The sequence below is a fragment of the Agrococcus sp. TSP3-2-1 genome (assembly GCF_049897585.1).
Classification (GTDB): domain Bacteria; phylum Actinomycetota; class Actinomycetes; order Actinomycetales; family Microbacteriaceae; genus Agrococcus.
The window spans coordinates 205,190-227,517 of sequence record NZ_JAFCWN010000002.1 but is presented as its reverse complement, the minus strand read 5'-3'; the positions used below and the strand labels follow the sequence as shown (position 1 = coordinate 227,517).

The following is a 22,328-nucleotide window of genomic DNA, read 5'->3' as shown; positions in this document are numbered from 1 at the left end:
AGCCTAAGCGCGCGCGAGCGCTGCTCGCGGGCGGGCGGACCGCGGCCCGCGCAGCGTCGCGGTCGACCACGCGCGGAGCACGCGGTACGCCTCGTCCTTCGGCTGCGGCCACGAGAGGAAGACGTCGTGGATGGCGTCCTCGATCCGCGCGATCGTGACGAGCGATCCGATCCGCGTCGCCGCGCGGGCGATGTCGTCGACCGTGAGCACCGAGTCGGATCTCGTCAGCCCCTCGACCCATCGGAAGGGCGGCATCGAGCGCGCCGAGAGCAGCACGAGCGCGGGGCAGCCGACATCGACGCCGGCTGCGATCTGCTGGTGACCGGCGAGGACGGCGTTGAGCCAGCCGGGGTGGACCGCGAAGGCCTCGGAGGGACGCCAGCGCTCTCGCCCCTCGGCGGCGGGGAGCGAGCCGATCTCGCGCTGCGCCCGCGCGTAGGTGCTCAGCTCGATCGCGGGCGGTGCGCTGAGCGGCGCGACTCGCGCGTGGGCACGCAGCAGCGGCGCGATCGCCTGCCGCGCGACCGCGCCCGTCTGCAGCTCGAGCCACGGGCTGTTGAGGATGAGCGCAGCGGCGACGCCCGGGTGCCGCGCGGCCCAGAGCGTGAGCGTGAGGCCGCCGGTCGAGTGGCCGAGCAGCACGAGCCGTCGCGAGCGCTCCTCACCGGCATGGCCCATCGCGTCGAGGGCCGCGGCGACGTCGTCGTCGTAGGCGTCGAGCGAGTCGACGTAGCCGGGGGTCTGCCCGTCGCGCAGCGAGCGGCCGTACTTGCGCAGGTCGAGCGCGTAGAAGCGGGCACCGAGGTCGTTCCACGCCCGCGCGAGCTCTGCCTGGAAGAAGTAGTCCGACCATCCGTGCACATACAGGACATCGACGTCGTCGAGGGGCGCGAGCAACCGCTGCCCCCAACCCGGCAGGCTGCGCACGAGCGTCGCGACGAGCTCGCCCTCGGCGTCGTCGCCGAGCGGGAGCGTGCGCTGCTCGAACGGGGCGCCGAGCACGTCGGGGATCCACGGCTCTGCCATCGAGCCAGCCTAAGCGGAACCGCGCCGACCGGCAGCCAGCGCGGCTCCGCGCTCGCGCCGGCTCAGGCCGCCGTGCGCACCCGGCGGTCGTGGTCGCGCGCGAGGAGCGCGAGCGCGAGCGCTCCCGCGAGCAGCCCGACATCGCGGAGCGCGACATCGAAGTAGCCCGGCAGCGTCAGCAGGTTGACGATGATGCCGAGCAGCCAGGCCGCCACGACGAGGCCTCCCCAGCGGGGCAGCACCGCGACGAGCAGACCCGCGGCGATCTCGACGATGCCGATGCCCCACATCGCGAACTGCGCGTCACCGGGCACGATCGCGTCGATCCAGGGCGCCAGATACTGCGTCCAGTCGGTGAGCAGGTTGGTGAACTTGTCGATCCCGAACAGGATCGGCGCGACGGTGAAGGCCGATCGCAGCAGCAGGAATGCCCACGCCGAGGCGCTGCGCGCCGGCATCCGATCGCGGCTCCCACCGCGTGCGGTGGTGGGCGAGACGCTCGTGGCCATGGCACCGCTCCTTCCTCGAAGGATCCGCGAGCGGTGATCCGCCGGCGGATCAGGTTGTAACTGTCATTGATCCGCACGATAGACCCGACGTACTGTATCGTCAAGATCTTCGCTCGATAGAAGGGCTCCGCATGCCGGACGACGACACCGCGGCAGTGGCGGCGCTTGCCGACGACGCCCGCCGAGCGCTCTACGAGTTCGTGGTCGCCCAGCGCGCGCCCGTCGGGCGCGAGCAGGCGGCCGCGGCCCTCGACATGCCGCTGCACCGCGTGCGATTCCACCTCGAGCGGCTCGAGAGGGCGGGACTGCTCGAAGCCGACTACGCGCGCGCCCCGGGACGCTCCGGCCCAGGCGCCGGGCGCCCCGCGAAGCGGTACCGGCGCGCCGATCGCGAGGTCGCGGTCTCGCTGCCGCCGCGCGAGTACGACCTCGCCGGCTCCCTGCTCGCGAGCGCGATCGATGCGGCGACCGCGACCGGCGAACCGGTGGCGGCGGCCGTGGCGCGCGTCGCGCGAGAGCGCGGCCGAGCGCTCGCGACGCGCGGCGGCGTGCCGGCGGGCGACGCGCTCGACGCCGCGGCCGCGGCGCTCGCGGAGCTCGGCTTCGAGCCGCACCGAGAGGGCGACGTGGTGGAGCTCGCGAACTGCCCCTTCCACGAGCTCTCGCGCGCGCACACCGCGCTCGTCTGCGGCATGAACGCCTCATTGATCGGCGGACTCGTCGAGGCACTCGCACCCGGGGCGGTGCACGCGCGCCTGGACCCCGCACCGGGGCGGTGCTGCGTCGTGCTCGAGATCGGCCCGAGCGCGGGCTGAGTCAGCTGCCGATCGGGCGCTCGGTCTCGACCCGAGGCTCGAACAGTCGCTCGTCGAGCCACGCGGCCAGGTCGTCGAGCACCTTGGCGCGATTGATCTCGTTGAAGATCTCGTGCCGCGCGCCGGGGTAGATCGTGAGCGTCACGTCGTCGAGGCCGCCGCGACGGCGGTACGCCTCCGCGAGCCGTCGCAGCGACTTCGCGCCGCCGAGCGAGTCGTCGGAGCCGCCCGCGATGAGCAGCGGGATGGGCGGCTGGATGCGCTTCGGCACGCCGTACAGGCGACGCCCGTCGACGACGCCCAAGGATCGGCGCGCGTCGGCGGGGAAGGTGAGCGGGTCGTCGACGAACGCGGTGATGACGGCGGGATCGCGGGAGAGCCACTCGAAGCCGGTCGTGCCGAGGTGGGCGTGGCGCGCGTTGAGGTCGCCGGCATTCATCCAGCCCGGCACGCGATAGGCGGTACCGCTCAGGACCGCCGCGTCGACGAGATCGCTGTGGCTGTTGAGCAGGATCTGGGTGGAGAGCGAGCCCCACGAGTGACCCAGGATCGCGATCGGGATCGCGGGGTGCGCCGCGCGCAGCCGCTTGAGCGCGTTCACGAGGTCGCCGACGACGGCGCGCACGCCCCCGGGACCGACGCGGCCGAGCTTCGTGAGGTCGCCGCCGTGCTGCTCGACGCCCGTCGCGCCGTGCCCGCGCTGGTCGATCGCCCAGACGGCGTAACCGGACTGCACGAGCCGCTGTGCGACGTGCTCGTAGCGCAGCGCGTGCTCGCCGAGGCCGTGCGCGATGAGCACCGCTCCCTTGGGCTTCCCCGGCTGCCACTTGTAGAGGTGGATCGTCACCCCCTGGAGGTCGACGAACGTCGACTCGTCGCGGAGGGCGGTGATCTGCATGCCGCGGAGTCTACGTCGACTGCTCGGGAGCCGCCGACAGCGCGGCCGGGTGAGTGGCGGGAGCCGCGAGCGCGCCACGCACGACGGCCTCGAGCAGCGGCCGTGGGTCGCGCTCGTCGTGTCGCGCGATGCGGTGCAGGATGATGCCCTCGCTCGCGGAGCGCAGGCGCTCGTCGCGAGACGCTTCGAGGAAGAGCGCGAGCCGCGCTGCAGTGCCCACGCGCAGCGGTCCGGTCACGAGCTCGATCGCCCGTGCCGACTGCTCGACGAGCGCCTCGACGGGGACGGGCGCCACCTCGCGCCGCCCACGCGCATCGTGCGCGCGGGCGAGGATCCGGTGCTCAGCGAGGCGACGCTCGGGCCGTGGCGGGGCACGGCCGCCGACCTGCGGATCTCCACCGCCGCGGGCTCGGGCTACTACATCGCGAACGACCGGCCGGCTGCGGTGGCCCGCGCGGTGCGCGAGCTCACCGGCCCGGTCGACTGAGCTGCATCACACCGCCGCGAGCCGCTTCGCGAGGTGCTGGCCCGTGAGCGAGTCGCCCGGCTCGGTCGCGAGCGCGATCGGCGTGCCCTCGAACACGACTCGACCGCCCTGCGCGCCCGCGCCGGGGCCGAGGTCGATGAGCCAGTCGGCGCGCGAGACGACGTCGAGGTTGTGCTCGATGACGATGACCGTGCGACCGGCGTCGACGATGCGGTCGAGGAGCCGGATGAGGTTGTCGACGTCGGCCATGTGGAGGCCCGTCGTCGGCTCGTCGAGCACGATGACGTCGGCGGTCGTGCCCATCTCGATCGCGAGCTTGAGCCGCTGCCGCTCGCCGCCCGAGAGCGACGTGAGCGTCTGCCCGAGCGTGATGTAGCCGATGCCGACGTCGACGAGCCGCCCGAGCATCGGCCGTACCTGCTTCTCGGTGAAGAACGCGGCGGCCTCCTCGATCGACATGTCGAGCACGTCGCCGATCGACTTGCCGCGCAGCTCGTACTCGAGCACCTCCGCCGTGAAGCGCCGGCCCCCGCACAGCTCGCACGGCGTCGTGACGCCGGCCATGAAGGCGAGGTCGGAGTAGATGACGCCGAGGCCCTTGCACTCGGGGCACGCGCCCTCGGAGTTCGCGGAGAAGAGCGCGGGCTTCACGCCGTTCGCGGTCGCGAAGGCCTTCCGGATGGGTTCGAGGATGCCCGTGTAGGTCGCGGGATTCGACCGCCGGGAGCCCTTGATCGCCGACTGGTCGACGAACGCGACGCCGTCGCGCGGCAGCGAGCCGTGGATGAGCGACGACTTGCCCGAGCCCGCGACCCCCGTGACGGCCACGAGCACGCCCGTCGGCACATCCACGTCGACTCCCTGCAGGTTGTGCTCGCGCGCGTCGCGGATCTCGAGCCTGCCGGCGGGCGTCCGCACCTCGGCCTTGAGCTGCTGCCGGTGCTCGAGGTGCTCGCCCGTGCGCGTGCCGGAGGCGCGCAGCTCGTCGAACGTGCCCTCGAACACGACCCTCCCGCCGTGCACGCCCGCGCCCGGACCCAGGTCGAAGACGCGGTCGGCGATCGCCATCACCTCCGGCTTGTGCTCGACGACGAGCACGGTGTTGCCCTTGTCGCGCAGCCGCTGCAGCAGGCCGTTCATGCGCTGCACGTCGTGGGGGTGGAGCCCCGCGGTCGGCTCGTCGAAGACGTAGGTGACGTCGGTGAGCGCCGAGCCCATGTGGCGCACCATCTTCGTGCGCTGCGCCTCGCCGCCCGAGAGGCTGCCGGCCGGGCGGTCGAGAGAGAGGTAGCCGAGGCCGATCGCGTCGAAGGTCTCGAGCAGGTCGACGAGCCTCGCGCGCAGCGGCGCGGTCGCGGCGCCGCCCGCGGCGGGCGGGATGGCGGCGACGAAGGCGGCGAGGTCGGTGAGCTGCATCGCGGTCGCCTCGGCGATCGTGATCCCCTCGACGCGCACTTCGCGCGCTGCGGGGTTGAGCCTCGATCCGCCGCACTCGGGGCACGCCTCGAAGGTCGCGGCGCGCTCGACGATCGCGCGGAGCGTGGGCTTCATCGAGTCGACGTCCTTGACGAAGACGCTCTTGCGGAGCTTCGGGATGAGGCCCTCGTAGGTCATGTTGAAGCCGGCGAACGTGACCTTGCGCTCCTCGCCGTGCAGGAACGTGTGGAGCTCATCGTCGGTGTAGTCAGCGACCCGCTTGTCGGGGTCGAGCAGCCCGGAGTCGGCGTAGATCTTCCAGTACCAGGTGCCCACGCCGTAGTTCGGGAAGTCGATCGCGCCCTCGTTGAGGCTCTTCGAGCGGTCGACGATGACGTCGACGTCGATCGTCGAGACGCGGCCGAGGCCCTCGCACGCGAGGCACATGCCGCGCGGGTCGTTGAAGGAGAGCATCACCGACGACTCGAGCCGCGGCGTGCCGGCGCGCGAGTAGAGCACGCGCAGCATCGTGTACGCGTCGGTCGCGGTGCCGACGGTCGAGCGGGAGTTCGCGCCCATCTGCTCCTGGCTCACGAGGATCGCGGCGGTGAGACCCTCGAGACTGTCGGCGTCGGGCTGCGGCGACGGCGGCATGAAGCCCTGCACGAACGCGTCGTACGTCTCGTCGATGAGGCGCCGCGACTCCGCGGCGATCGTGCCGAACACGAGGCTCGACTTGCCGGAGCCCGAGACGCCCGTGAAGACGCTCAGCTGCCGCTTCGGGATGTCGACGTCGACGCCCTGCAGGTTGTTCTCCCGCGCGCCCCGCACGGCGATGTGCTCGATCACGCAGCGAACCTAGCGCGGGCCGCCCACCCGGGCGCGGTCGCTCCCCGCAGAGTGCCGCCACTCTGTCGTTCCGCCCGAGTGTCCGGCGCAGAGTGGCGCCACTCTGTCGTTCGGGTCGGGTGCTGACCGCAGAGTGACGGCACTCTGCGAGTCGGGAAGCAGCGCTCGTCTTGGCACGGAGCGAAGATGCGACGATCTTTCGCGCGTTGCCCCCGATCGCGTCGGGCACCGCGGCGCATAGCCTCGGGAGCGGTTCGGCACTTTCGATCCCTCGGCCACGCGCGCCACCCGCGAGCATCACGGCCCCGTGAGCGCCCGCTCGGCGACCCGCCCGACGCGATGGCGACGCATCCCTCGCATCACTCCTGCCGAAACTTGGAGCACTCTTGACCCAGCTCATGCCCGCGCCGACGCGCCAGGCCGACCCGACGCATCCCCACCCGATGACCGAGACGGCAGGGCACGCGATCGTTCGCGTGCTCGAGGAGCACGGCATCCGGCGTGCGTTCGTCGTGCCGGGCGAGAGCTACCTCGAGGTGCTCGACGGCCTGCACGACTCGAGCATCGAGACGGTCGTGTGCCGCCACGAGGGCGGCGCGGCGTACATGGCGGAGGCGGAGGGCAAGCTCGGGCCGCTGCCCGGCATCGCGATGGTGACGCGCGGACCGGGAGCGGCGAACGCGCTCGTCGGCGTGCACACCGCGTGGCAGGACTCGACGCCGATGGTGCTCTTCATCGGCCTCATCCCGCTCGCGCACCGCCACAAGGAGGCGTTCCAGGAGTTCGATGTCGACGGCTGGTTCGCCGCCGGCGCGAAGAGCGTCGTCACGCTCGACGTCGCCGAGCGCGCGCAGGAGGTCGTCGCCGACGCGCTGTTCCTCGCGCGCGCGGGGCGCCCCGGGCCGGTCGTGATCGGGCTGCCGGAGGACGTCATCCGCGAGTCGATCGAGCGCCACCCGCAGCCGCAGCTGCCGGTCGCCGACGGCGGCATGACCGCGCACGACCTCGAGGCACTGCGGGATGCGCTCGCGAGCGCCGAGAAGCCGCTGTTCGTCACCGGTGGCAGCGACTGGGACGCCGACGCATCCGACCGCCTCACGCGCTGGCTCGAGCGGTACCGCCTGCCCGCGGTCGCCGAGTGGCGCACCGAGGGGATCGTGCCGTTCGGCTCCCCCTCCTACGCCGGCCCGATCGGCTACGGCCGGCCGAAGCCGACGCTCGACGTGCTCGAGGAGTGCGACCTGCTCGTCTTCGTCGGCACGCTCCCCGGCGACGTCGTCACGAACGGGTTCCTCGTGCGGCAGGGCTGGGAGCGGCGCAACTTCCTCGTCTCGATCGACCCGACGCTGCGCGGCCGCTCGGGCGCCGTGAGCCACCACATCCTCGCTCGCCCGAGCGCCTTCGCCCGCGACCTCGAGCGCATCGAGCTCGCGCCCGACGAGCGCCGCGCCGAGTGGACCGCGAGGCTGCGCGAGCAGCAGGTCGCCTTCAGCGCGCTCCCGGGCCTCGAGCCCGGCGCGGGCCGCGCCTCGATGGCGACCGTCATGGCGCACCTCGTGCCGCAGCTCGAGCACGACGCGCTCGTCACCTTCGGCGCCGGCGAGCACACGAACTGGGCGCACCGCTACTTCCCCACGCGGGCCTACCCCTCGATGGTGAGCTGCGGCAACGGATCGATGGGCTACTCGATCCCCTCGGCGGTCGCCGCCTCGCTGCACTTCCCCGAGCGGCAGGTCGTCTCGATCGCGGGCGACGGCGAGTTCCTCATGAACGGCCAGGAGCTCGCGACCGCCGCCCAGGTCGGCGCGACGCCGCTCGTCGTGCTCGTCGACAACCGGGAGTACGGCACCATCCGCACGCACCAGGAGCGCCGCCACCCCGGCCGCGTCTCCGGCACGCAGCTCGAGAACCCCGACTTCGCGATGCTCGCGCGCGCCTACGGCGGGCACGGCATCGCGGTCGAACGCGACGCCGACGTGCCGGCCGCGGTCGCAGATGCGGTGCGGCTCTGGCGCGAGGGCGAGCGGTTCGTGCTGCTCCACGTCGTCACGGAGCAGCGCGAGCAGGCCTACTGAGGGGTGCGGATGCGCCGTGCGGCCGGGCGGTCGACGGCCGGCCGCGCTCGGCGCGCGATCGCGAGCGCCGCGAGCGCGAGCAGGGCGCCGAGCACGCCGCCGACGCCGTTCGCGAGCGCATCGTCGGCCGCGCACGAGCGGCCGAGCCCCGGCGCGAGCGCCTGCACCGCCTCGATCGCGACGGCGAGCGCGACCGCGACCGCGGCGCCGAGCGCCGGCTTGCGCGTCGCGACGCCGACGAGCAGCGCGAGCGGCACCGTGAGCACGACGTTCGCGAGCGGCTCCGGCGCCGTGAGCCGGGCCTCGAGCTCGAGCACGCAGCCGACCTCGAGCTCGCGACCGGTCGGGCTCAGCGTCGCGAGGAGCACCGCGAGCGCCGCGAGGGCGGCGAGGATCCAGGCCGCGCGCGGCCGGCCGACGAGCAGCGCGCCGATGAGCGGGCACACGAGCACGAGTGCGGCGAGGGCCGCGGGCGCGAGCCACGGGTAGGCGGCGAGGATCGTCGAGAGCACCTCGAGACGGTAGCCGGGATCGCCGGCCGCGCGCGTCGCCCGAGCGGATGACTGCGGACTACGATCCGAGAGGCGGTCGCCGCCGCCCCGACCACCGAAGGAACCGCATGTTCACCTGGCGCCTCCGCGACGCGTCGCGACTCACCGCTTCCGACCTCGTGCTCCCCGAGGAGCGGCTCGCCTGGCCGCGCACGATCGGCCTCGGCATGCAGCACGTCGTGGCGATGTTCGGCGCGACCTTCCTCGTGCCGATCATCACCGGCTTCCCGCCGTCGACGACGCTGCTGTTCTCAGGGCTCGGCACGATGCTGTTCCTCCTCATCACGAAGAACCGGCTCCCGAGCTACCTCGGCTCGTCGTTCGCCTTCCTCGCGCCGATCGGCGCGGCGACCGAGATCGGCGGCTCCGGCTTCGCCCTCTCGGGCGTCATCCTCGTCGGGCTGCTGCTCGCGCTCGTCGGCGTCGTCGTGCACTTCTCGGGCACCCGCTGGATCGGCGCGGTCATGCCGCCGGTCGTCTCGGGCACGATCGTCGCGCTCATCGGCTTCAACCTCGCCCCGGCCGCGCGCGACAACTTCGTGAAGGACCCGCTGCTCGCGGCCATCACGCTGCTCGCGATCGTCCTGACGGCGGTGCTCTTCCGCGGCATGGTCGCGCGCCTCGCCATCCTCCTGGGCGTCGTCCTCGGCTACGTCATCGCGCTGCTGACGGGCCGCGTCGACCCCGAGAAGCTCGAGGCGATCGAGGACGCCGCGTGGATCGGGCTCCCGACCTTCACGTCGCCGACCTTCGATCCCGCGCTGCTGCCCGCGATCCTGATGTTCGTGCCGGTCGTGCTGCCGCTCGTCGCCGAGAACCTCGGGCACGTCAAGGGCGTCGGCCAGCTGCTCGACCGCGACCTCGACCCGCTCGCTGGCCGCGCGCTCTTCGCCGACGGCATCGCCACCACGATCGCGGGCACGTTCGGCGGCTCGCCGACGACCACGTACGGCGAGAACATCGGCGTCATGAGCGCGACGCGGGTGTTCTCGACGGCCGCCTACTGGATCGCCGCGATCACCGCGGTGCTGCTGGGCCTGAGCCCCAAGGTGGGCGCCGTCATCTTCGCGACCCCCGACGGCGTGCTCGGCGGTGTCACGACGGCGCTCTACGGCCTCATCGGCATCATCGGCGTGCGCATCTGGGTCGAGAACAAGGTCGACTTCTCGATCCCGCGCAACCAGTTCGCCGCCGGTGTCGGCCTCATCGTGGCGATCGCCGACTTCACGCTCGCCTCGGGGCAGATCTCGTTCGGCGGCATCGTGCTCGGCACGGTCGCGACCCTCGTGATCTACCACCTGATGGCCGGGCTCGAGCGGCTCCGCGGCCGCCCCGAGGCGGTGCGCGACGACCACGCGCCGCCCGCGACGACGACGACCGACTGAGGCCCCGCGCCGCTCAGTCGGCGAGGGCGAAGCGGCGCGGGTCGAGGAAGCCGATGTCGGCGAACGGCGGCTCGTCGACCACGAGCTGGGCAGCGAGCTCCCCGAGCGCGGCGGCGTGCTTGCACGAGTGCCCCGAGCAGCCGCCCGCGACGATGACCCTGCCCGACGCATCCGTCGGCCCCACGAGGAACTGCCCATCGGGCGTGTGCGCCATGATGCACGTCGTCGACTCGGCCGGCTCGGGGTCGAGGTCGGGGAAGGTCGCCGCGACGAGCGCCGCGATCCCGTCGGTCTCGCCCGCGTGCACCTCGCGGTCGATCGCGTCGGGATCGTCGGGCGCGAACGGCCCGTCGAACTCCGGCCCGACCTTCGCGAGGTCGCCCGCGAGCGCGCCGTGGCCCCAGATCCACTGCCCGGTGCCCGGCGCGGTGCGGATGAAGACCGGCAGGCGGTCGATGGATGCGTCGTGGCCGCCCTGCGCGCGGAACCACGTCATGACCACGCGATGGGGCACGAGCGGCACGTCGGCCAGCTGCCCGATCCACGGCCCCGCCGCGAGCACGACCCGGCGGGCGCGCACGTCGCCCGCCGCGAGCCGCACCACGACGCCGTCGCCGTCCGGCTCGACCGCGAGCACGCGCTCGCCGGTGCGGACGCGCGCCCCGGCGGCGCGAGCGGCGTCGACGGCCGCGACGATCGCGGCCTCCGGCCGGAGGATCCCCGCCTCCGGATCCCACAGGCCGATGTCGCCTGGCTCGAGCCGCGCGTGCCCCGGGAGCCGCCGCCCGAGCTCGTCGGGGGTCAACCGCTCCACCGGCAGGTCGTGCTCCCGAGCCGCGGCGAGGGTGCCCTCGATGATGCGCGAGCCCGGCCGGCCGATCATGACCGCGCCGGTCTCGAGCAGCAGCTCCTGCCCGCTCGAGGCCTCGAGCTCGCGCCAGAGCTCGCGCGCGCGGCGCGCGATGGGCGTGAGCCCCGGGTGCTCGAGGCACGCGACCCGGAAGAGCCGTGTGCGGCCGTGCGAGCCGCCCCACGCGTGCCCCGGCTCGTGCTGGTCGATGCCGACGACGTCGAGCCCGCGAGCGGCGAGCCGCCACGCGGCGCTCGAGCCGATCGCGCCGAGCCCGATCACCGCGACGTCCGCTTGCGCACCCATGCTCGAACCGTACCGACGCGCGCAGCCGCCCGACGCATCCGCCCGCAACACGGGGACGCGCTCGCGATATCCGACGGATTTGAACGATCTGCCGCGAGGAGGAATACCCTTGCGGCACGAGCCGTTGCACTAACTATTCGATTTTGAAACACTTGCTCGCGACGGAAGGACCCTGATGAGCAGCATGCAGTTCGGCATCTTCTCGGTGAGCGACATCACCGAGGATCCGACGACCGGTCGCACGCCGACCGAGCACGAGCGCATCCGCGCGTGGGTCGCGATGGCGAAGAAGGCCGAGGAGGTCGGCCTCGACGTCTTCGCCGCGGGCGAGCACCACAACCCGCCGTTCTTCTCCTCTTCGCCCACGACGATCCTGGGCTACATCGCCGCCCAGACCGAGCGGCTCATCCTCTCGACCGCGACGACGCTCATCACGACGAACGACCCGGTGAAGATCGCCGAGGACTTCGCGATGCTGCAGCACCTCGCCGACGGCCGCGTCGACCTCACGCTCGGCCGCGGCAACACCGGCCCGGTCTACCCCTGGTTCGGCAAGGACATCCGCGACGGCATCGAGCTCGCGATCGAGAACTACGCGCTGCTGCACAAGCTGTGGCGCGAGCCGGTCGTCAACTGGCAGGGCAAGCACCGCACGCCGCTCACCGGCTACACCTCGACGCCCGCGCCGCTCGACGGCGTCGCGCCCTTCGTGTGGCACGGCTCGATCCGCTCGCCCCAGATCGCCGAGCAGGCCGCGTACTACGGCGACGGCTTCTTCCACAACAACATCTTCTGGAACAAGGAGCACACCGAGCGGATGGTGCAGCTCTACCGCAACCGCTTCGCGCACTACGGGCACGGCGAGCCCGAGCAGGCGATCGTCGGCCTCGGCGGCCAGATCTTCATGAAGCCCACCGAGCGCGAGGCCAAGGAGCGCTTCCGCCCGTTCTTCGACGTCGCGCCCGTCTACGGGCACGGCCCCTCGCTCGAGGAGTTCACCGAGGCGACGCCGCTCACGGTCGGCACGCCCGAGCAGGTGATCGAGAAGACGCTCTCGTTCCGCGACTTCGCGGGCGACTACCAGCGCCAGCTCTTCCTGATCGACCACGCCGGCCTTCCGCTCGAGGAGGTGCTCGAGCAGATCGAGATCCTCGGCACCGAGGTCGTGCCGGTGCTGCGGCAGGAGTTCGACCGCGTGCGCCAGCCCGGCGTGCCGGATGCGCCCACGCACGCCGCGCGCGTCGCCGCGGCGCGCGAGGCGGGCACGCAGCTCGGCGAGCAGGGCCGCGCGTGGCAGGAGCAGGGCGCGCGCAGCGACCTCGACACGGGCGCGGCGATCGCGCAGCGATCGACGGACGCGCGATGAGCTCGCCCCGGATCGCGGTCGTCTCCGCCGGTCTCGGCGAGCCCTCGAGCACGAAGCTGCTCGCCGACCGACTGCGCGACGCGACGCTCTCGGCGCTCACCGCGCACGGCCAGACCGCCGAGGCGGTCGACGTCGTGCTGCGCCCGCTCGCGCAGGACATCGCCTCGCACATGCTCACGCACAACCCGTCCGAGGCGCTCGCCGCCGCGATCGCGGAGGTCGTCGACGCCGAGGCGATCATCGCCGTGACGCCGACGTTCAACATGTCCTACTCGGGCCTGTTCAAGTCGTTCTTCGACGTCATCGAGGAGGGGCAGCTCGCCTCGATCCCGACGGCGCTCGGCGCGACGGGCGGCTCGGCCCGCCACTCGATGGTGATGGACACCGCGATGCGGCCGATGTTCGCCTACCTCAAGGCGCAGGTCGTGCCCACCGGCGTCTTCGCGGCGAGCGAGGACTGGGGCACCGCCACCGGCCTCGACCGCCGCATCGCCCGCGAGGGGCAGGAGCTCGCCGACCTCATGGTCGCGCTCCCGCGCCGCCGCGAAGCCGACCCCTTCGACGTCGAGAGCGAGGCGTTCGTCTCGTTCGAGCAGATGCTGGGGCACGCGTGAGCGCGGCTCGCGGCCGCCCGTCGGCCTCGCAGGCATGGCGCGAGTACTTCGAGGGCTCGAGCCTGCTCGAGAACGAGCTCGAGCGGCGCCTCAAGGACGCAGCCGACATGGACCTCGGCGAGTTCAACATCCTGCTCGTGCTGCACGAGGCCGAGGGCTCGCGGATGCGCATGGGCGACCTCGCGCGCGCGATCGCGTTCGCGCCCGGCCGGCTCACGTACCGCGTCGCCGCGCTCGAGCGCTCGGGGCTCGTGCGGCGCGAGCAGAGCCCGACCGACCGCCGCGGCACCGAGGCGGTGCTGACGGATGCGGGGCGGCATCGCCTGCGGAAGGCGCGTCCCGTGCACGCCCGGCACGTCGAGGAGCTCTTCCTCGGCGGCCTCGACGACGAGGCGATCGCGGTGCTGCACCGCGTGTTCGGCCCGCTGCGCTCGAGCCTGCTCGGCGGCGCGACCGCGGCGACCGACGCGGCCGAGTAGCCGCCGCGAGCGCATCCGTGGGCCGCGCCGGGCGCTCCCGACGCATCCGTACCCCGATCGTCGCCCGCGCCTGCGACGATGGGTGCATGCGTGAGCAGGCGCTGCTGGAGAAGGCGATCGGTCGCACCGGTCGCCTGATCGCCGTCGAGCCGTTCGGGCACGGGAGCATCGCGCGCTTCACGATCGACGACGGCGAGTGGGCCGGCGAGTGGTTCGTCGACACCTCGAGGCTGCCGGTGGCCGTCGAGACGGGCTTCGTCGTCCGCGCAGGCGACGGCGCCCCGGTCGCCCGCATCTGGAAGCATCCGCTCGACCCGCGCCTGCCGGCGCTCCGCACGGCCGTCGACCCCGAGCGGCTCGCGCGCATCTCGGCCGCTGCCGGCAGCAGCGGCGCGATCGAGGCGCGCGTGCTCGCCTACCGGCCCGGCCGCCGCGCCGTCGTGCGCATCACGCAGCACGGCGTGCACCTGTTCGTGAAGGTCGTGCGGCCCGCCGAGGCGGAGGACCTCGTGGCGATCCACGAGGCGTGCCGCTCGGTGGGCGTGCCCGCGCCCGAGGTCGTGCACTGGTCGCCGTCGGGCGTCGTCGTCGTGCGCGACGCGATCGGCACGCCCGGCCCCGTCACCGCGGCGACGATGCCGGCCGACGACGTCGTCGACGCGGTCGACGCGCTGCGCGAGCGGCTGCTGACCGTGCGCACGCGCCGCATCGCGCGCGCCTCGGTCGCGACGCGCGTCGACTGGCACCTCGCCCGGCTCGGCGACGCGCTCCCCGACCGCGTCGGCGATGTGCGCGCGCTCGCACCGGTCATCCTCGCCGACGCGCGCCGGGTCGGGCCGCCGCGCGTCATCCACGGCGACCTGCACATCGGCCAGCTCTTCTTCCACGGCAGCGCCGTCTCGTCGGTCATCGACGTCGACACCGCGGGGCTCGGCGACCCCGCCGACGACAGCGCGGCGTTCGTCGGGCACGCGACCGCGAGCGCCGTGCGCAACGACGTCGCCGGGCGGGCGGCCGACGCGGAGCTCCTGCAGGACCTCGCCGACGCGGCCGAGGAGCGCTGGCTCCACACCGCCCACTCGCGCGCCCTCGCCGCACTGCACCTGCTCGGCCACGGCATCCGCGCCGCCGAGCGCTCGCCCGAGGCGGCGGGCCTGCTGCTCGACCGCGCGCTCGAGGTCACGGGGCTCCGGCCCCGGCGCTGAGCAGCCACCGGCGAGGCCGCGCTCAGACGAGCCGGTAGCCCATCCCCCGCACGGTCTCGATGCGCTCGGCGCCGAGCTTGTTCCGCAGGTAGCGGATGTAGACGTCGACGACGTTCGAGCCGGGATCGAAGTCGTAGCCCCACACGCGCGAGAGCAGCTGCTCGCGCGAGAGCACCTGCCCCGCGTGCCGCACGAGCTCCTCGGCGAGCGCGAACTCGCGGCCCGAGAGCTCCGCCTCGCGGCCGTCGACGCTCGCGCGCCGCGTGCGCACGTCGAGCGCGAGCCCGCGGTGGGCGAGCTCGGCGACGGGCTGCCCGCTCGACGCCGCGCTCGCCATCCGCAGCCGCACGCGCGCGAGCAGCTCGTCGAAGCGGAAGGGCTTGGCCATGTAGTCGTCGGCGCCGCCCTCGAGCCCCGCGACCGTGTCGGCGCCGCCGGCGCGAGCGGTGAGGATGATGACGGGCATCGTCGAGCCCGAGCCGCGCAGCTGCGCGAGCACCTCGAAGCCGTCCATGCCCGGCAGCCCGAGGTCGAGCACGAGCAGGTCGAACCCATCGGTGAGCGCGAGGTCGAGCGCCTCGGGCCCCGTCGTCGCGACCCGGGTCGAGAAGCCCGCCGCCGCGAGTCCCTTCTCGACGAAGGACGCGATGCGCGCCTCGTCCTCCGCGATCAGGATCGATGCCATGCCTGCTCCTCGCTGTCGGTCTCGTGGGGTCGGGCGTCGGGGCCGGGCAGGCGGCGCTCGACGTTCCTGGGCGGATGCGTCCCACCGGCGACGGGGACGACGGCACCCGGGAGGGTGAGCCGGAACTCGGAGCCGCGCGACGCATCCGGCACGTGGCCGTCCGGCACGGACCCGCCCGGCACGGACCCGCCCGGCACCGGCGCATCGACGACGGTCGCCGTGCCGTCGTGGCGCTCCGCGATGAGCGTCACGATCGCGAGCCCGAGGCCCGAGCCGCCGTCGCCGCGGCCCTCGGCGACGCCGCGGCGGAAGCGCTCGAAGATGACGGGCTTCAGCTCGTCGGGCACGCCGGGGCCGCGGTCGCGGACGAACAGCTGCAAGTCGCGGCCCTCGACGCGCGCACCGAGCGCGATGGGGCCGCGCGCGTGCCGCACGGCGTTCGCGACGAGCTGCAGCATCGCCTGCGTGATGCGGTCCGGGTCGAGGATCGCGAGCGCCGCGACCGGGGTCACCGGCTCGAGCTCGGCGCCGTCGATCGCGCGCGCCTTGTCGGCGATCTGGCCGAGCAGCGCGGCGACGTCGGTCTGCCGCAGCTCGAACGCGCCGGGGTCGCGCAGCCGCGCGGCCGCGCGCAGGTCGTCGACGAGCCGCGCCATGCGGTCGAGCTCGTCGATCGCGAGCTCGCGGGTCGCCTCGACGTCGCCAGGGTCGCGCGGGTCGACGAGCTCGAGGTGGCCGCGCACGATCGTGATCGGGGTCTTCAGCTCGTGGCCGACGTCGCGCAGCAGCTCGCGCTGGCTGTCGAGCGCGCCGCCGAGCCGGTCGAGCATGCCGTTGACGGTGACGGCGAGCTGCGACACGTCGTCGCGGCTCGAGCCGACCGGGATGCGCTCCGAGAGGCTCGCGGCCGAGGAGCGCTCGGCGACCTCGCGCATCCGACGGATCGGGCGCAGCAGCCGATCGGAGACGGCGAGTCCCACGAGGAACGTCGCGGCGGTCGTGAGGAGCGCCGTGATCGAGAACACGCGCGCGGCACCGTCGAGCTCGGCGAGCTCGGCGCCGACGTCGTAGCCGGTGACGAACACGGTGCCGGGCGGTGCGCTCGCGTCGACGTCGCCGAGGACGACGGGCGCCGCGAGGTAGCGCACCGTGCGCGAGGCCCCCGCGTACGTGCCGACCACGACCTCGTGCTCGGCGGTCTCGGCGACGACGCGCTCGACGAAGCCGGGCAGCCGGTCGAGCGGCACGTCTGCCGCGATGCCCGGCACGAGCGCCGCGCGGCCGTCGACGATGCCGAGCGTGCCCGTGTTGTCGTCGGGGGCGAGGCGCTGCACGACGGCCCGCAGCGCCTGCTCGGAGTCGGTCCACTCGTCGTCGGCGACGATGAAGCTCGCCGACTCGAGCGCCGCTCGCAGGTTCGTCTCGATCTGCTCGAGCGTGCGCGAGCGCTCGGCGATGTAGGCGACGCCGCCCGCGACGAAGGCCGACACGAGCGCGAGCACCGTCAGCAGCCCGACGATGCGCGAGCGCACCGTCCATGGGCGCAGTCGCCTCCGCTCGGGATCGGCCATGGTCCCATTCAACCGGCCGAGGACCGGGGCCTGATGAGGCGTCGATGAGAGGCGCCTCACGATCAGCCCGCGGAGCGCGCCGATCTGGTCGAATGGCCGTGTGGACGCAGCGATCGACGGGCCCGCCATGAGCGCCGAGGAGCGGATGCTGCGCGATGCCCTCGGCGAGCAGCTGGAGGGCGAGCTGCGCATCATCAGCCGCGAGCCGTTCGGCGGCGGCGCCCTCACGGGCTTCGAGGAGCTCTCGCCCCAGACCCGCTACTGGTACGTCGACACCTCCGGGAAGCGCGTGGAGGCAGAGACGGGCTTCGTGCTCGGCGAGCCCGAGCGCCCCGACGCGCGCATCTGGCTCCACCCCGCCGACCCCCGCTTGCCCGCGCTCGCGCCCGCATCCTTCCCCGGCGCCGCCGCGACGCTCATGGGCCGGCTCGGCGTCTCGATCGACCGCCCGCCCGAGCTGCTCGTCTACCGGCCCGGCAAGCGCGCGATGTTCCGGATGCGCGCGGGCGAGCGGGAGACGTACCTCAAGATCGTGCGGCCCGCGGCTTCGGGCTCGATCGTCGAGCTGCAGGAGTCGCTGCGCGCCGGCGGCGTGCCCGTGCCGCACATCACCGGCTGGTCGGAGCTCGGCATCGTGCTCACCGAGACGGCGGAGGGGCTGCCGCTCACCTCGCGGCTCGCGGAGCTCGAGCCGGAGCGGCTGCTCGACTCGATCGACGCGCTGCGCGAGCGGATCGCCGCGGTCGACGCCGGCCGCGACGCGCGCGCCTCGCTCGGCCTGCGGCACGACTGGTACCTCGGGCGCATCGCCGCGGCGCTGGCGCGGGCGGAGGACGGCCCGGCGGGCGGCCCGTCGGCGACGCTCCGCGACCACCTCGCCGCCGTGACGGAGGTCGTGACGGGCGCCGACGCATCCGCCCTCGTCGTCGACGAGACCGAGCGGCGCACGATCCACGGCGACCTGCACGTCGGGCAGCTCTTCGTCGACGCCGACGACGCGAGCGCGGTCGCGAGCGTCATCGACATCGACACCGCGGGGCTCGGCGACCCGGCCGACGACGAGGCGGCGCTCATCGGGCACCTCATCGCCTCGATCGCGCTCGCGCGGCGCGACGAGGGCCGCGCGGCGGGCTTCCGGCGGCTGCTCGACGCGGCGGCGGCGCGCTGGCTCGTGCCCGACCGACCGGGCATGGCACGCGTCGCCCACCGCACGGCCGTGCACGTGCTCGCGCACGCGCTCGCCCCGATCGAGCGCGGCGACCTCGAGACCGCCGAGGTCGAGCTCGCGCTCGGCCGCGAGATCCTGCGAGGTGCAGATGAGAGCCCTCTCATCTGAGCGTCCTCCTGCCCTCACCGAGGCCGTCGAGGCTGGAGGCATGCAGCGGAAGCAGTGGGTGCTCGTCGGCACCGCGGGAGCCTTGACCCTCGCGGGCCTCAGCGTCGGCGCGATGGGGATCGCGAGCGCGATGCAGGTGCAGGATGCGGCCGGCTCGCCGGTCTCGGGCGTCGAGCTGCGCGGCGACCGGGCGAGCACCGGCGCGGGATCGTCACTCGAGGGGAAGGCTGCCGCGGGCACGATCCTCGCGCCGTCGCCGACGGCGCCTGCTTCGGCGACGGAGGCTCCCGCTCCGGAGCCCGTACCGGCCCCCGCCCCCGTCGCGCCGGCCGACTCGGCGAGCGCCGACTCGGCCGCGTCGAACGGCTGAACCCGCTCCCCCGCGCGCCGCTCGGCGCGATCGCGGTCGACCTCCCGGGCGGTCGTTTGGTAGACTAACGAAATGCTGACGACCGCCCTCGCCGACGCCTTCCGGGTCGCTCTCGTGCGCATGGGCAGGCGGATGCGCGCCGAGCGGGTCGACGAGGCGCTCTCGCTCCACCACCTCTCGGCGCTCGGTGCCCTGCAGGTCGTCGAGGAGCCCACCCTCGCCCGCATCGCCGCGTGCGAGGGCGTGAAGCCGCCGAGCATGGTCAAGACGCTCCAGCACCTCGAGTCGCTCGGCTACGTCGAGCGCCGCGACCACCCGAGCGACGGCCGCATGGTGCTCTTCGCCATCAGCGAGAAGGGCGAGCAGATGATCGCCGAGACGCGCGAGCGCCGCAACCGGGCGCTCGCCGAGGCGATCGACGCGCTGAGCCCCGAGGACCGCGAGGCGCTCATCCGCGCGATCCCCATCATCCAGAGGCTCGCCGAACGATGATGTTCCGCTCCTTGCGCCTGTTCAACTACCGCACCTGGTTCACCGGCGCCCTCATCTCCAACATCGGTGCGTGGATGCAGTCCACCGCGCTGTCGTGGACCGTGCTCACGGTGCTCACGAACAACGACGCGACCGCGGTCGGCATCAACATGGCGCTGCAGTTCGGGCCCCAGCTGCTGCTCGTGCCGGTCTCGGGCCTCATCGCCGACAAGTACGACCGGCGCAAGGTGCTGCTCGTGACCCAATCGGCGATGGGCGTGCTCGCGCTCATCCTCGGCATCGTCGTCACCGCGGGCGTCGTCGAGCTGTGGCACGTGCAGCTGTTCGCGCTCGCGTTCGGCATCGTGCAGTCGTTCGACAACCCCGCGCGCCAGGCGTTCGTCTCGCAGATCGTCGGGCAGGACGACATCGCCAACGCGGTCGCCCTCAACTCCGCCTCGTTCCACGGCGCGCGCCTCGTCGGCCCGGCCGTCGCGGGCCTCCTCATCGCGCTCGTCGCGCCCGGCCCGGTGTTCCTCATCAACGCCATGACGTTCATCGCGATGATCGTCGCGCTCGTGCGGCTGCGCACGGACGAGCTGCGGCCGAGCCCGCGCGGCGCGAAGGGCCTCGGCGACATCGTCGCCGGCTTCCGCTACGTCAAGAAGCGCGGCGACCTGATGATCGTCTTCACGATGGCGTTCATCCTCGGCACGTTCGGGCTCAACTTCCCCATCTACATCTCGACCATGACGAGCGTCGAGTACGAGGCGCAGGCCGACACGTTCGGCATCCTCTCGAGCGCGATGGCGATCGGCTCGGTCGCGGGCGCGCTGCTCGCCGCCCGTGCGGCGCGGCCGCGATGGACGCTCATCATCGGCGGCCTCGGCCTGTTCGTCTTCGGCTGCCTCGCCGCGGCGGTCGCCCCCCACATCGTGCTGTTCGGCGTCGCGCTCGTCGTCGCCGGCTTCACGGCGCAGCTGTTCATGACGAACGCCAACTCGATGGTGCAGCTCACGAGCGCCCCCGAGATGCGCGGCCGCGTGATGGCGCTCTACGGCGCGGTCTTCATGGGCGGCACCCCGATCGGCGCGCCGATCGTCGGCTGGGTCGCGGATGCGTGGGGTCCTCGCGCGGGCCTCTTCGTCGCCGCGGGCACGTGCCTCGTCGCGTTCGCGGTCGGCGCCATCTGGTGGATGCGCGTGCGCCGCTCCGACCGCATGAGCCGCACGGGCACGCTCACGCTGCCGCCGCCCACCGAGCAGATCGACATCGCGAAGTAGCGCGCTGGAGCTGAGGGAGCCGCTCGCTGCCCGTCTACGCCTTCCGGCTCGACTTCACGGCCTCGATCACGAGCCGCACGATGAGCACGGCGAGGAAGACGGCGAAGACGATGGATGCGGTGCGCGGGTCGAGCAGGTTGGCGACGGCCGCGCCGAGCGCGGTCGTGACGCACGCGGAGAGCCCGACGATGAGCGCGGAGCGCAGGTCGACGTTCTTCCGCCGCAGGTTGCCGATCGTGCCCGAGATCGCGGTCGGGATCATCATCGCGAGCGACGTGCCCTTGGCGACGAGGTCGCTCTGGCCGAAGACCAGGATGAGCATCGGGACGATGATGATGCCGCCGCCGACGCCGAGGATGCCCGAGAGCACGCCAGTGCAGAAGCCGAGCACGATGAGCCCGATGATCGGCAGCACCGTGAGCTCGAGCTCCGCCTCGCGCGACGGCACGACGAGGAACAGGCTCACCGCGACGGCGGCGAGGAAGACGATGAACGCCCAGCGGATCGCGAGCAGCGGCAGCCGATGGAGCAGGTGGGCGCCGACCTGCGCGCCGGTCACCGAGCCGATCACGAGGATGAGCGCGACGAGCCAGTCGACCTGCTCGAGCGCCGCGTAGCTCGCGACCCCGACGAGCGCGGCCGGCACGATCGCGGCGAGCGACGTGCCGGCGGCGAGGCGGCGCTCGAAGCCGGCGGCGAGCACGAGCAGCGGCACGATGACGATGCCGCCGCCGATCCCGAACATGCCCGAGAGGAACCCGGCGAAGAGCCCGATCCCGATGAGCGACCACAGCGGGCGACGGCGGGTGGCCTCGAGATCGTCTGTCACCCATCCATCTTGCCGTGACCGGCCGCATCCGTCGTTCAGGCGGTGGCGTCGACCTCCGGCCGGGCGGGAGCGCGGAGCGCGTGCGCCATCCACCACCAGGCGAAGGTGCTCAGGATGATCGGCACGATGAGCGAGGCGAGCGAGCCGAGCGCGATCCACGGGCCGGCGAGGGCGACGAGCTGGCCGGGTTCGGCGATGCGCTCGAGGAGGCCCGGGTCGAGCGAGCCGGGGTCGATCGCGCTCGGATCGAAGTCGCCCGGGTCGCCGCTCCAGCCCTGCGCGCCCCAGTCGGTGTCGCTCGGGTCGAAGTCGAGGTTCGGCCCGCCGGCGAAGGGGAGGCCGCCGAACGCGGGGCCGATCGTGATCGAGCCGAGGCTGCCGAGCACGATGTTCGCGGCGGCGGCGATGCCGAAGCCCGCCCACGTGACGCCGACCGGGCGGTGGACGCCCGCGCGGCGGAGCATGCGGGCGCTGATCCAGAGGCCGACGAGCCAGACGACGATGCCGAGCGGGATCGCGGCGATCACGGCGATGCCGCCCGCGGAGCCGAGCCAGTCGGTGAGCTGCGGCCAGACGCCACCGGTCGCGCTCGGACCGCCCTCGCTGAGGGCGAAGCCGATGCCGAAGATGACGGCGCCGAAGATGAAGGGCAGCGCGAGGAGGAGGATCGCGGCCTGCGAGATGCCGAGGCCGAGCCAGGCGATGCCGCCGCCGAGGCCGCCGGCGAGGCGGGCGCGGTGGGCGTCGGCCTTGGGCAGCGGCGGGCGCGGCGTGGTCGCCTGCGTCGGGGCGACGGGCGGGACGGAGGTCTGCTGCGCCGATGCCTGCTGCGTCGGCTGCCCTTGCGGCGCGGCCGGCCAGGGTGCGGGGTTGGGGACGGTCATGCGAGCAACGGTAGGCGCGAGCGACCGGCCGGGCCACCCGGCCGCCCCGGGATCCACCTGGGGGATGA

23 protein-coding genes are annotated in these 22,328 nt (G+C 73.4%); 12 read left to right on the top strand and 11 right to left on the bottom strand.

Annotation, left to right across the window (positions count from 1 at the left end):
* Positions 1-3 precede the first annotated feature (3 nt).
* Positions 4-1,026: an alpha/beta hydrolase gene (locus ACP7BI_RS03615; protein ID WP_425843808.1), complete on the bottom strand. Its 1,023-nt coding sequence runs from the start codon at positions 1,024-1,026 to the stop codon at positions 4-6.
* Positions 1,027-1,088: 62 nt separating this feature from the next.
* Positions 1,089-1,535 (bottom strand): hypothetical protein, encoded by a 447-nt coding sequence (locus ACP7BI_RS03610; protein ID WP_425843807.1) that lies wholly within the window; start codon positions 1,533-1,535, stop codon positions 1,089-1,091.
* Between the two features lie 131 nt (positions 1,536-1,666).
* On the opposite strand from ACP7BI_RS03610, the gene ACP7BI_RS03605 reads away from it, so the two are divergent.
* Entirely contained in the window at positions 1,667-2,350 is a 684-nt protein-coding gene (locus ACP7BI_RS03605) for a helix-turn-helix transcriptional regulator (RefSeq protein ID WP_425843805.1), read from the top strand.
* Position 2,351: 1 nt separating this feature from the next.
* On the opposite strand, the gene ACP7BI_RS03600 is transcribed toward ACP7BI_RS03605, so the two are convergent.
* Both ACP7BI_RS03600 and ACP7BI_RS03595 read right to left on the bottom strand, forming a co-directional pair.
* A complete protein-coding gene (locus ACP7BI_RS03600) occupies positions 2,352-3,248 on the bottom strand; it encodes an alpha/beta hydrolase (protein ID WP_425843804.1) in 897 nt (298 codons plus the stop codon).
* Between the two features lie 10 nt (positions 3,249-3,258).
* On the bottom strand, positions 3,259-3,543 hold the full coding sequence (locus ACP7BI_RS03595; RefSeq protein ID WP_425843803.1) for a hypothetical protein: 285 nt from the start codon (positions 3,541-3,543) through the stop codon (positions 3,259-3,261).
* 42 nt (positions 3,544-3,585) lie between these two features.
* Here ACP7BI_RS03595 and ACP7BI_RS03590 point away from each other — a divergent pair, with 42 nt between their 5' ends.
* Complete coding sequence (locus ACP7BI_RS03590; RefSeq protein WP_425843801.1) at positions 3,586-3,735, top strand: hypothetical protein; 150 nt, start codon at positions 3,586-3,588, stop codon at positions 3,733-3,735.
* Between the two features lie 6 nt (positions 3,736-3,741).
* Here ACP7BI_RS03590 and ACP7BI_RS03585 read toward each other — a convergent pair whose 3' ends face one another.
* Positions 3,742-6,000, bottom strand: coding sequence for an ATP-binding cassette domain-containing protein (locus ACP7BI_RS03585; RefSeq protein ID WP_425843800.1), 2,259 nt, complete (start codon positions 5,998-6,000; stop codon positions 3,742-3,744).
* A gap of 398 nt (positions 6,001-6,398) precedes the next feature.
* Here ACP7BI_RS03585 and ACP7BI_RS03580 point away from each other — a divergent pair, with 398 nt between their 5' ends.
* Positions 6,399-8,075: a thiamine pyrophosphate-dependent enzyme gene (locus ACP7BI_RS03580; protein ID WP_425844072.1), complete on the top strand. Its 1,677-nt coding sequence runs from the start codon at positions 6,399-6,401 to the stop codon at positions 8,073-8,075.
* Here the strand turns inward: ACP7BI_RS03580 and ACP7BI_RS03575 are convergent.
* The gene (locus tag ACP7BI_RS03575; RefSeq protein WP_425843798.1) at positions 8,069-8,587 is read right to left on the bottom strand and encodes a VanZ family protein; all 519 of its coding nucleotides are present in this window, start codon (positions 8,585-8,587) and stop codon (positions 8,069-8,071) included. The genes ACP7BI_RS03580 and ACP7BI_RS03575 overlap by 7 nt on opposite strands.
* Positions 8,588-8,694: 107 nt before the next feature.
* Between ACP7BI_RS03575 and ACP7BI_RS03570 the strand changes: the two genes are divergently transcribed.
* A complete protein-coding gene (locus tag ACP7BI_RS03570) occupies positions 8,695-10,011 on the top strand; it encodes a uracil-xanthine permease family protein (protein WP_425843797.1) in 1,317 nt (438 codons plus the stop codon).
* Between the two features lie 13 nt (positions 10,012-10,024).
* Here the strand turns inward: ACP7BI_RS03570 and solA are convergent, their stop codons facing one another.
* Positions 10,025-11,167 (bottom strand): N-methyl-L-tryptophan oxidase, encoded by a 1,143-nt coding sequence (solA, locus tag ACP7BI_RS03565; RefSeq protein WP_425843795.1) that lies wholly within the window; start codon positions 11,165-11,167, stop codon positions 10,025-10,027.
* 184 nt (positions 11,168-11,351) lie between these two features.
* On the opposite strand from solA, the gene ACP7BI_RS03560 reads away from it, so the two are divergent.
* The 4 genes from ACP7BI_RS03560 (at position 11,352) to ACP7BI_RS03545 (ending at position 14,831) form a co-directional block, all read left to right on the top strand.
* The gene (locus ACP7BI_RS03560; RefSeq protein ID WP_425844070.1) at positions 11,352-12,533 is read left to right on the top strand and encodes an LLM class flavin-dependent oxidoreductase; all 1,182 of its coding nucleotides are present in this window, start codon (positions 11,352-11,354) and stop codon (positions 12,531-12,533) included.
* Positions 12,530-13,147, top strand: a complete 618-nt coding sequence (locus ACP7BI_RS03555) for a CE1759 family FMN reductase (RefSeq protein WP_425843794.1) — start codon at positions 12,530-12,532, stop codon at positions 13,145-13,147. The genes ACP7BI_RS03560 and ACP7BI_RS03555 overlap by 4 nt, the downstream gene beginning before the upstream one ends.
* Positions 13,144-13,626 (top strand): MarR family winged helix-turn-helix transcriptional regulator, encoded by a 483-nt coding sequence (locus ACP7BI_RS03550; RefSeq protein WP_425843792.1) that lies wholly within the window; start codon positions 13,144-13,146, stop codon positions 13,624-13,626. The genes ACP7BI_RS03555 and ACP7BI_RS03550 overlap by 4 nt, the downstream gene beginning before the upstream one ends.
* A gap of 86 nt (positions 13,627-13,712) precedes the next feature.
* Positions 13,713-14,831, top strand: a complete 1,119-nt coding sequence (locus tag ACP7BI_RS03545) for a phosphotransferase (RefSeq protein WP_425843790.1) — start codon at positions 13,713-13,715, stop codon at positions 14,829-14,831.
* Positions 14,832-14,853: 22 nt separating this feature from the next.
* Here ACP7BI_RS03545 and ACP7BI_RS03540 read toward each other — a convergent pair whose 3' ends face one another.
* Complete coding sequence (locus ACP7BI_RS03540; protein ID WP_425843788.1) at positions 14,854-15,516, bottom strand: response regulator transcription factor; 663 nt, start codon at positions 15,514-15,516, stop codon at positions 14,854-14,856.
* Complete coding sequence (locus ACP7BI_RS03535) at positions 15,501-17,087, bottom strand: ATP-binding protein (RefSeq protein ID WP_425843787.1); 1,587 nt, start codon at positions 17,085-17,087, stop codon at positions 15,501-15,503. The genes ACP7BI_RS03540 and ACP7BI_RS03535 overlap by 16 nt, the downstream gene beginning before the upstream one ends.
* Positions 17,088-17,187: 100 nt before the next feature.
* On the opposite strand from ACP7BI_RS03535, the gene ACP7BI_RS03530 reads away from it, so the two are divergent.
* From ACP7BI_RS03530 to ACP7BI_RS03515, 4 genes are all read left to right on the top strand, one after another.
* Positions 17,188-18,423: a phosphotransferase family protein gene (locus tag ACP7BI_RS03530; protein WP_425843785.1), complete on the top strand. Its 1,236-nt coding sequence runs from the start codon at positions 17,188-17,190 to the stop codon at positions 18,421-18,423.
* Positions 18,424-18,463: 40 nt separating this feature from the next.
* Positions 18,464-18,793, top strand: a complete 330-nt coding sequence (locus ACP7BI_RS03525; RefSeq protein WP_425843784.1) for a hypothetical protein — start codon at positions 18,464-18,466, stop codon at positions 18,791-18,793.
* A gap of 72 nt (positions 18,794-18,865) precedes the next feature.
* Positions 18,866-19,285, top strand: a complete 420-nt coding sequence (locus ACP7BI_RS03520; protein ID WP_425843783.1) for a MarR family winged helix-turn-helix transcriptional regulator — start codon at positions 18,866-18,868, stop codon at positions 19,283-19,285.
* Positions 19,282-20,547, top strand: a complete 1,266-nt coding sequence (locus tag ACP7BI_RS03515) for an MFS transporter (RefSeq protein WP_425843782.1) — start codon at positions 19,282-19,284, stop codon at positions 20,545-20,547. Before ACP7BI_RS03520 ends, ACP7BI_RS03515 begins: the two co-directional genes overlap by 4 nt.
* 34 nt (positions 20,548-20,581) lie before the next feature.
* On the opposite strand, the gene ACP7BI_RS03510 is transcribed toward ACP7BI_RS03515, so the two are convergent.
* On the bottom strand, positions 20,582-21,376 hold the full coding sequence (locus ACP7BI_RS03510) for a sulfite exporter TauE/SafE family protein (protein WP_425843781.1): 795 nt from the start codon (positions 21,374-21,376) through the stop codon (positions 20,582-20,584).
* Positions 21,377-21,411: 35 nt separating this feature from the next.
* Entirely contained in the window at positions 21,412-22,260 is an 849-nt protein-coding gene (locus ACP7BI_RS03505; RefSeq protein ID WP_425843780.1) for a hypothetical protein, read from the bottom strand.
* Between the last annotated feature and the right edge of the window lie 68 nt (positions 22,261-22,328).

What these genes read in the sequence shown, in the direction of transcription:
- ACP7BI_RS03520 (WP_425843783.1), top strand. Translation starts at nt 18,866, where the DNA reads ATGCTGACGACCGCCCTCGCCGACGCCTTCCGGGTCGCTCTCGTGCGC.
- ACP7BI_RS03570 (WP_425843797.1), top strand. Translation starts at nt 8,695, where the DNA reads ATGTTCACCTGGCGCCTCCGCGACGCGTCGCGACTCACCGCTTCCGAC.
- solA (WP_425843795.1), bottom strand. Translation starts at nt 11,167, where the DNA reads ATGGGTGCGCAAGCGGACGTCGCGGTGATCGGGCTCGGCGCGATCGGC.
- ACP7BI_RS03535 (WP_425843787.1), bottom strand. Translation starts at nt 17,087, where the DNA reads ATGGCCGATCCCGAGCGGAGGCGACTGCGCCCATGGACGGTGCGCTCG.
- ACP7BI_RS03605 (WP_425843805.1), top strand. Translation starts at nt 1,667, where the DNA reads ATGCCGGACGACGACACCGCGGCAGTGGCGGCGCTTGCCGACGACGCC.
- ACP7BI_RS03525 (WP_425843784.1), top strand. Translation starts at nt 18,464, where the DNA reads ATGCAGCGGAAGCAGTGGGTGCTCGTCGGCACCGCGGGAGCCTTGACC.
- ACP7BI_RS03615 (WP_425843808.1), bottom strand. Translation starts at nt 1,026, where the DNA reads ATGGCAGAGCCGTGGATCCCCGACGTGCTCGGCGCCCCGTTCGAGCAG.
- ACP7BI_RS03580 (WP_425844072.1), top strand. Translation starts at nt 6,399, where the DNA reads ATGCCCGCGCCGACGCGCCAGGCCGACCCGACGCATCCCCACCCGATG.
- ACP7BI_RS03555 (WP_425843794.1), top strand. Translation starts at nt 12,530, where the DNA reads ATGAGCTCGCCCCGGATCGCGGTCGTCTCCGCCGGTCTCGGCGAGCCC.
- ACP7BI_RS03610 (WP_425843807.1), bottom strand. Translation starts at nt 1,535, where the DNA reads ATGGCCACGAGCGTCTCGCCCACCACCGCACGCGGTGGGAGCCGCGAT.
- ACP7BI_RS03505 (WP_425843780.1), bottom strand. Translation starts at nt 22,260, where the DNA reads ATGACCGTCCCCAACCCCGCACCCTGGCCGGCCGCGCCGCAAGGGCAG.
- ACP7BI_RS03515 (WP_425843782.1), top strand. Translation starts at nt 19,282, where the DNA reads ATGATGTTCCGCTCCTTGCGCCTGTTCAACTACCGCACCTGGTTCACC.
- ACP7BI_RS03560 (WP_425844070.1), top strand. Translation starts at nt 11,352, where the DNA reads ATGCAGTTCGGCATCTTCTCGGTGAGCGACATCACCGAGGATCCGACG.
- ACP7BI_RS03600 (WP_425843804.1), bottom strand. Translation starts at nt 3,248, where the DNA reads ATGCAGATCACCGCCCTCCGCGACGAGTCGACGTTCGTCGACCTCCAG.
- ACP7BI_RS03545 (WP_425843790.1), top strand. Translation starts at nt 13,713, where the DNA reads ATGCGTGAGCAGGCGCTGCTGGAGAAGGCGATCGGTCGCACCGGTCGC.
- ACP7BI_RS03540 (WP_425843788.1), bottom strand. Translation starts at nt 15,516, where the DNA reads ATGGCATCGATCCTGATCGCGGAGGACGAGGCGCGCATCGCGTCCTTC.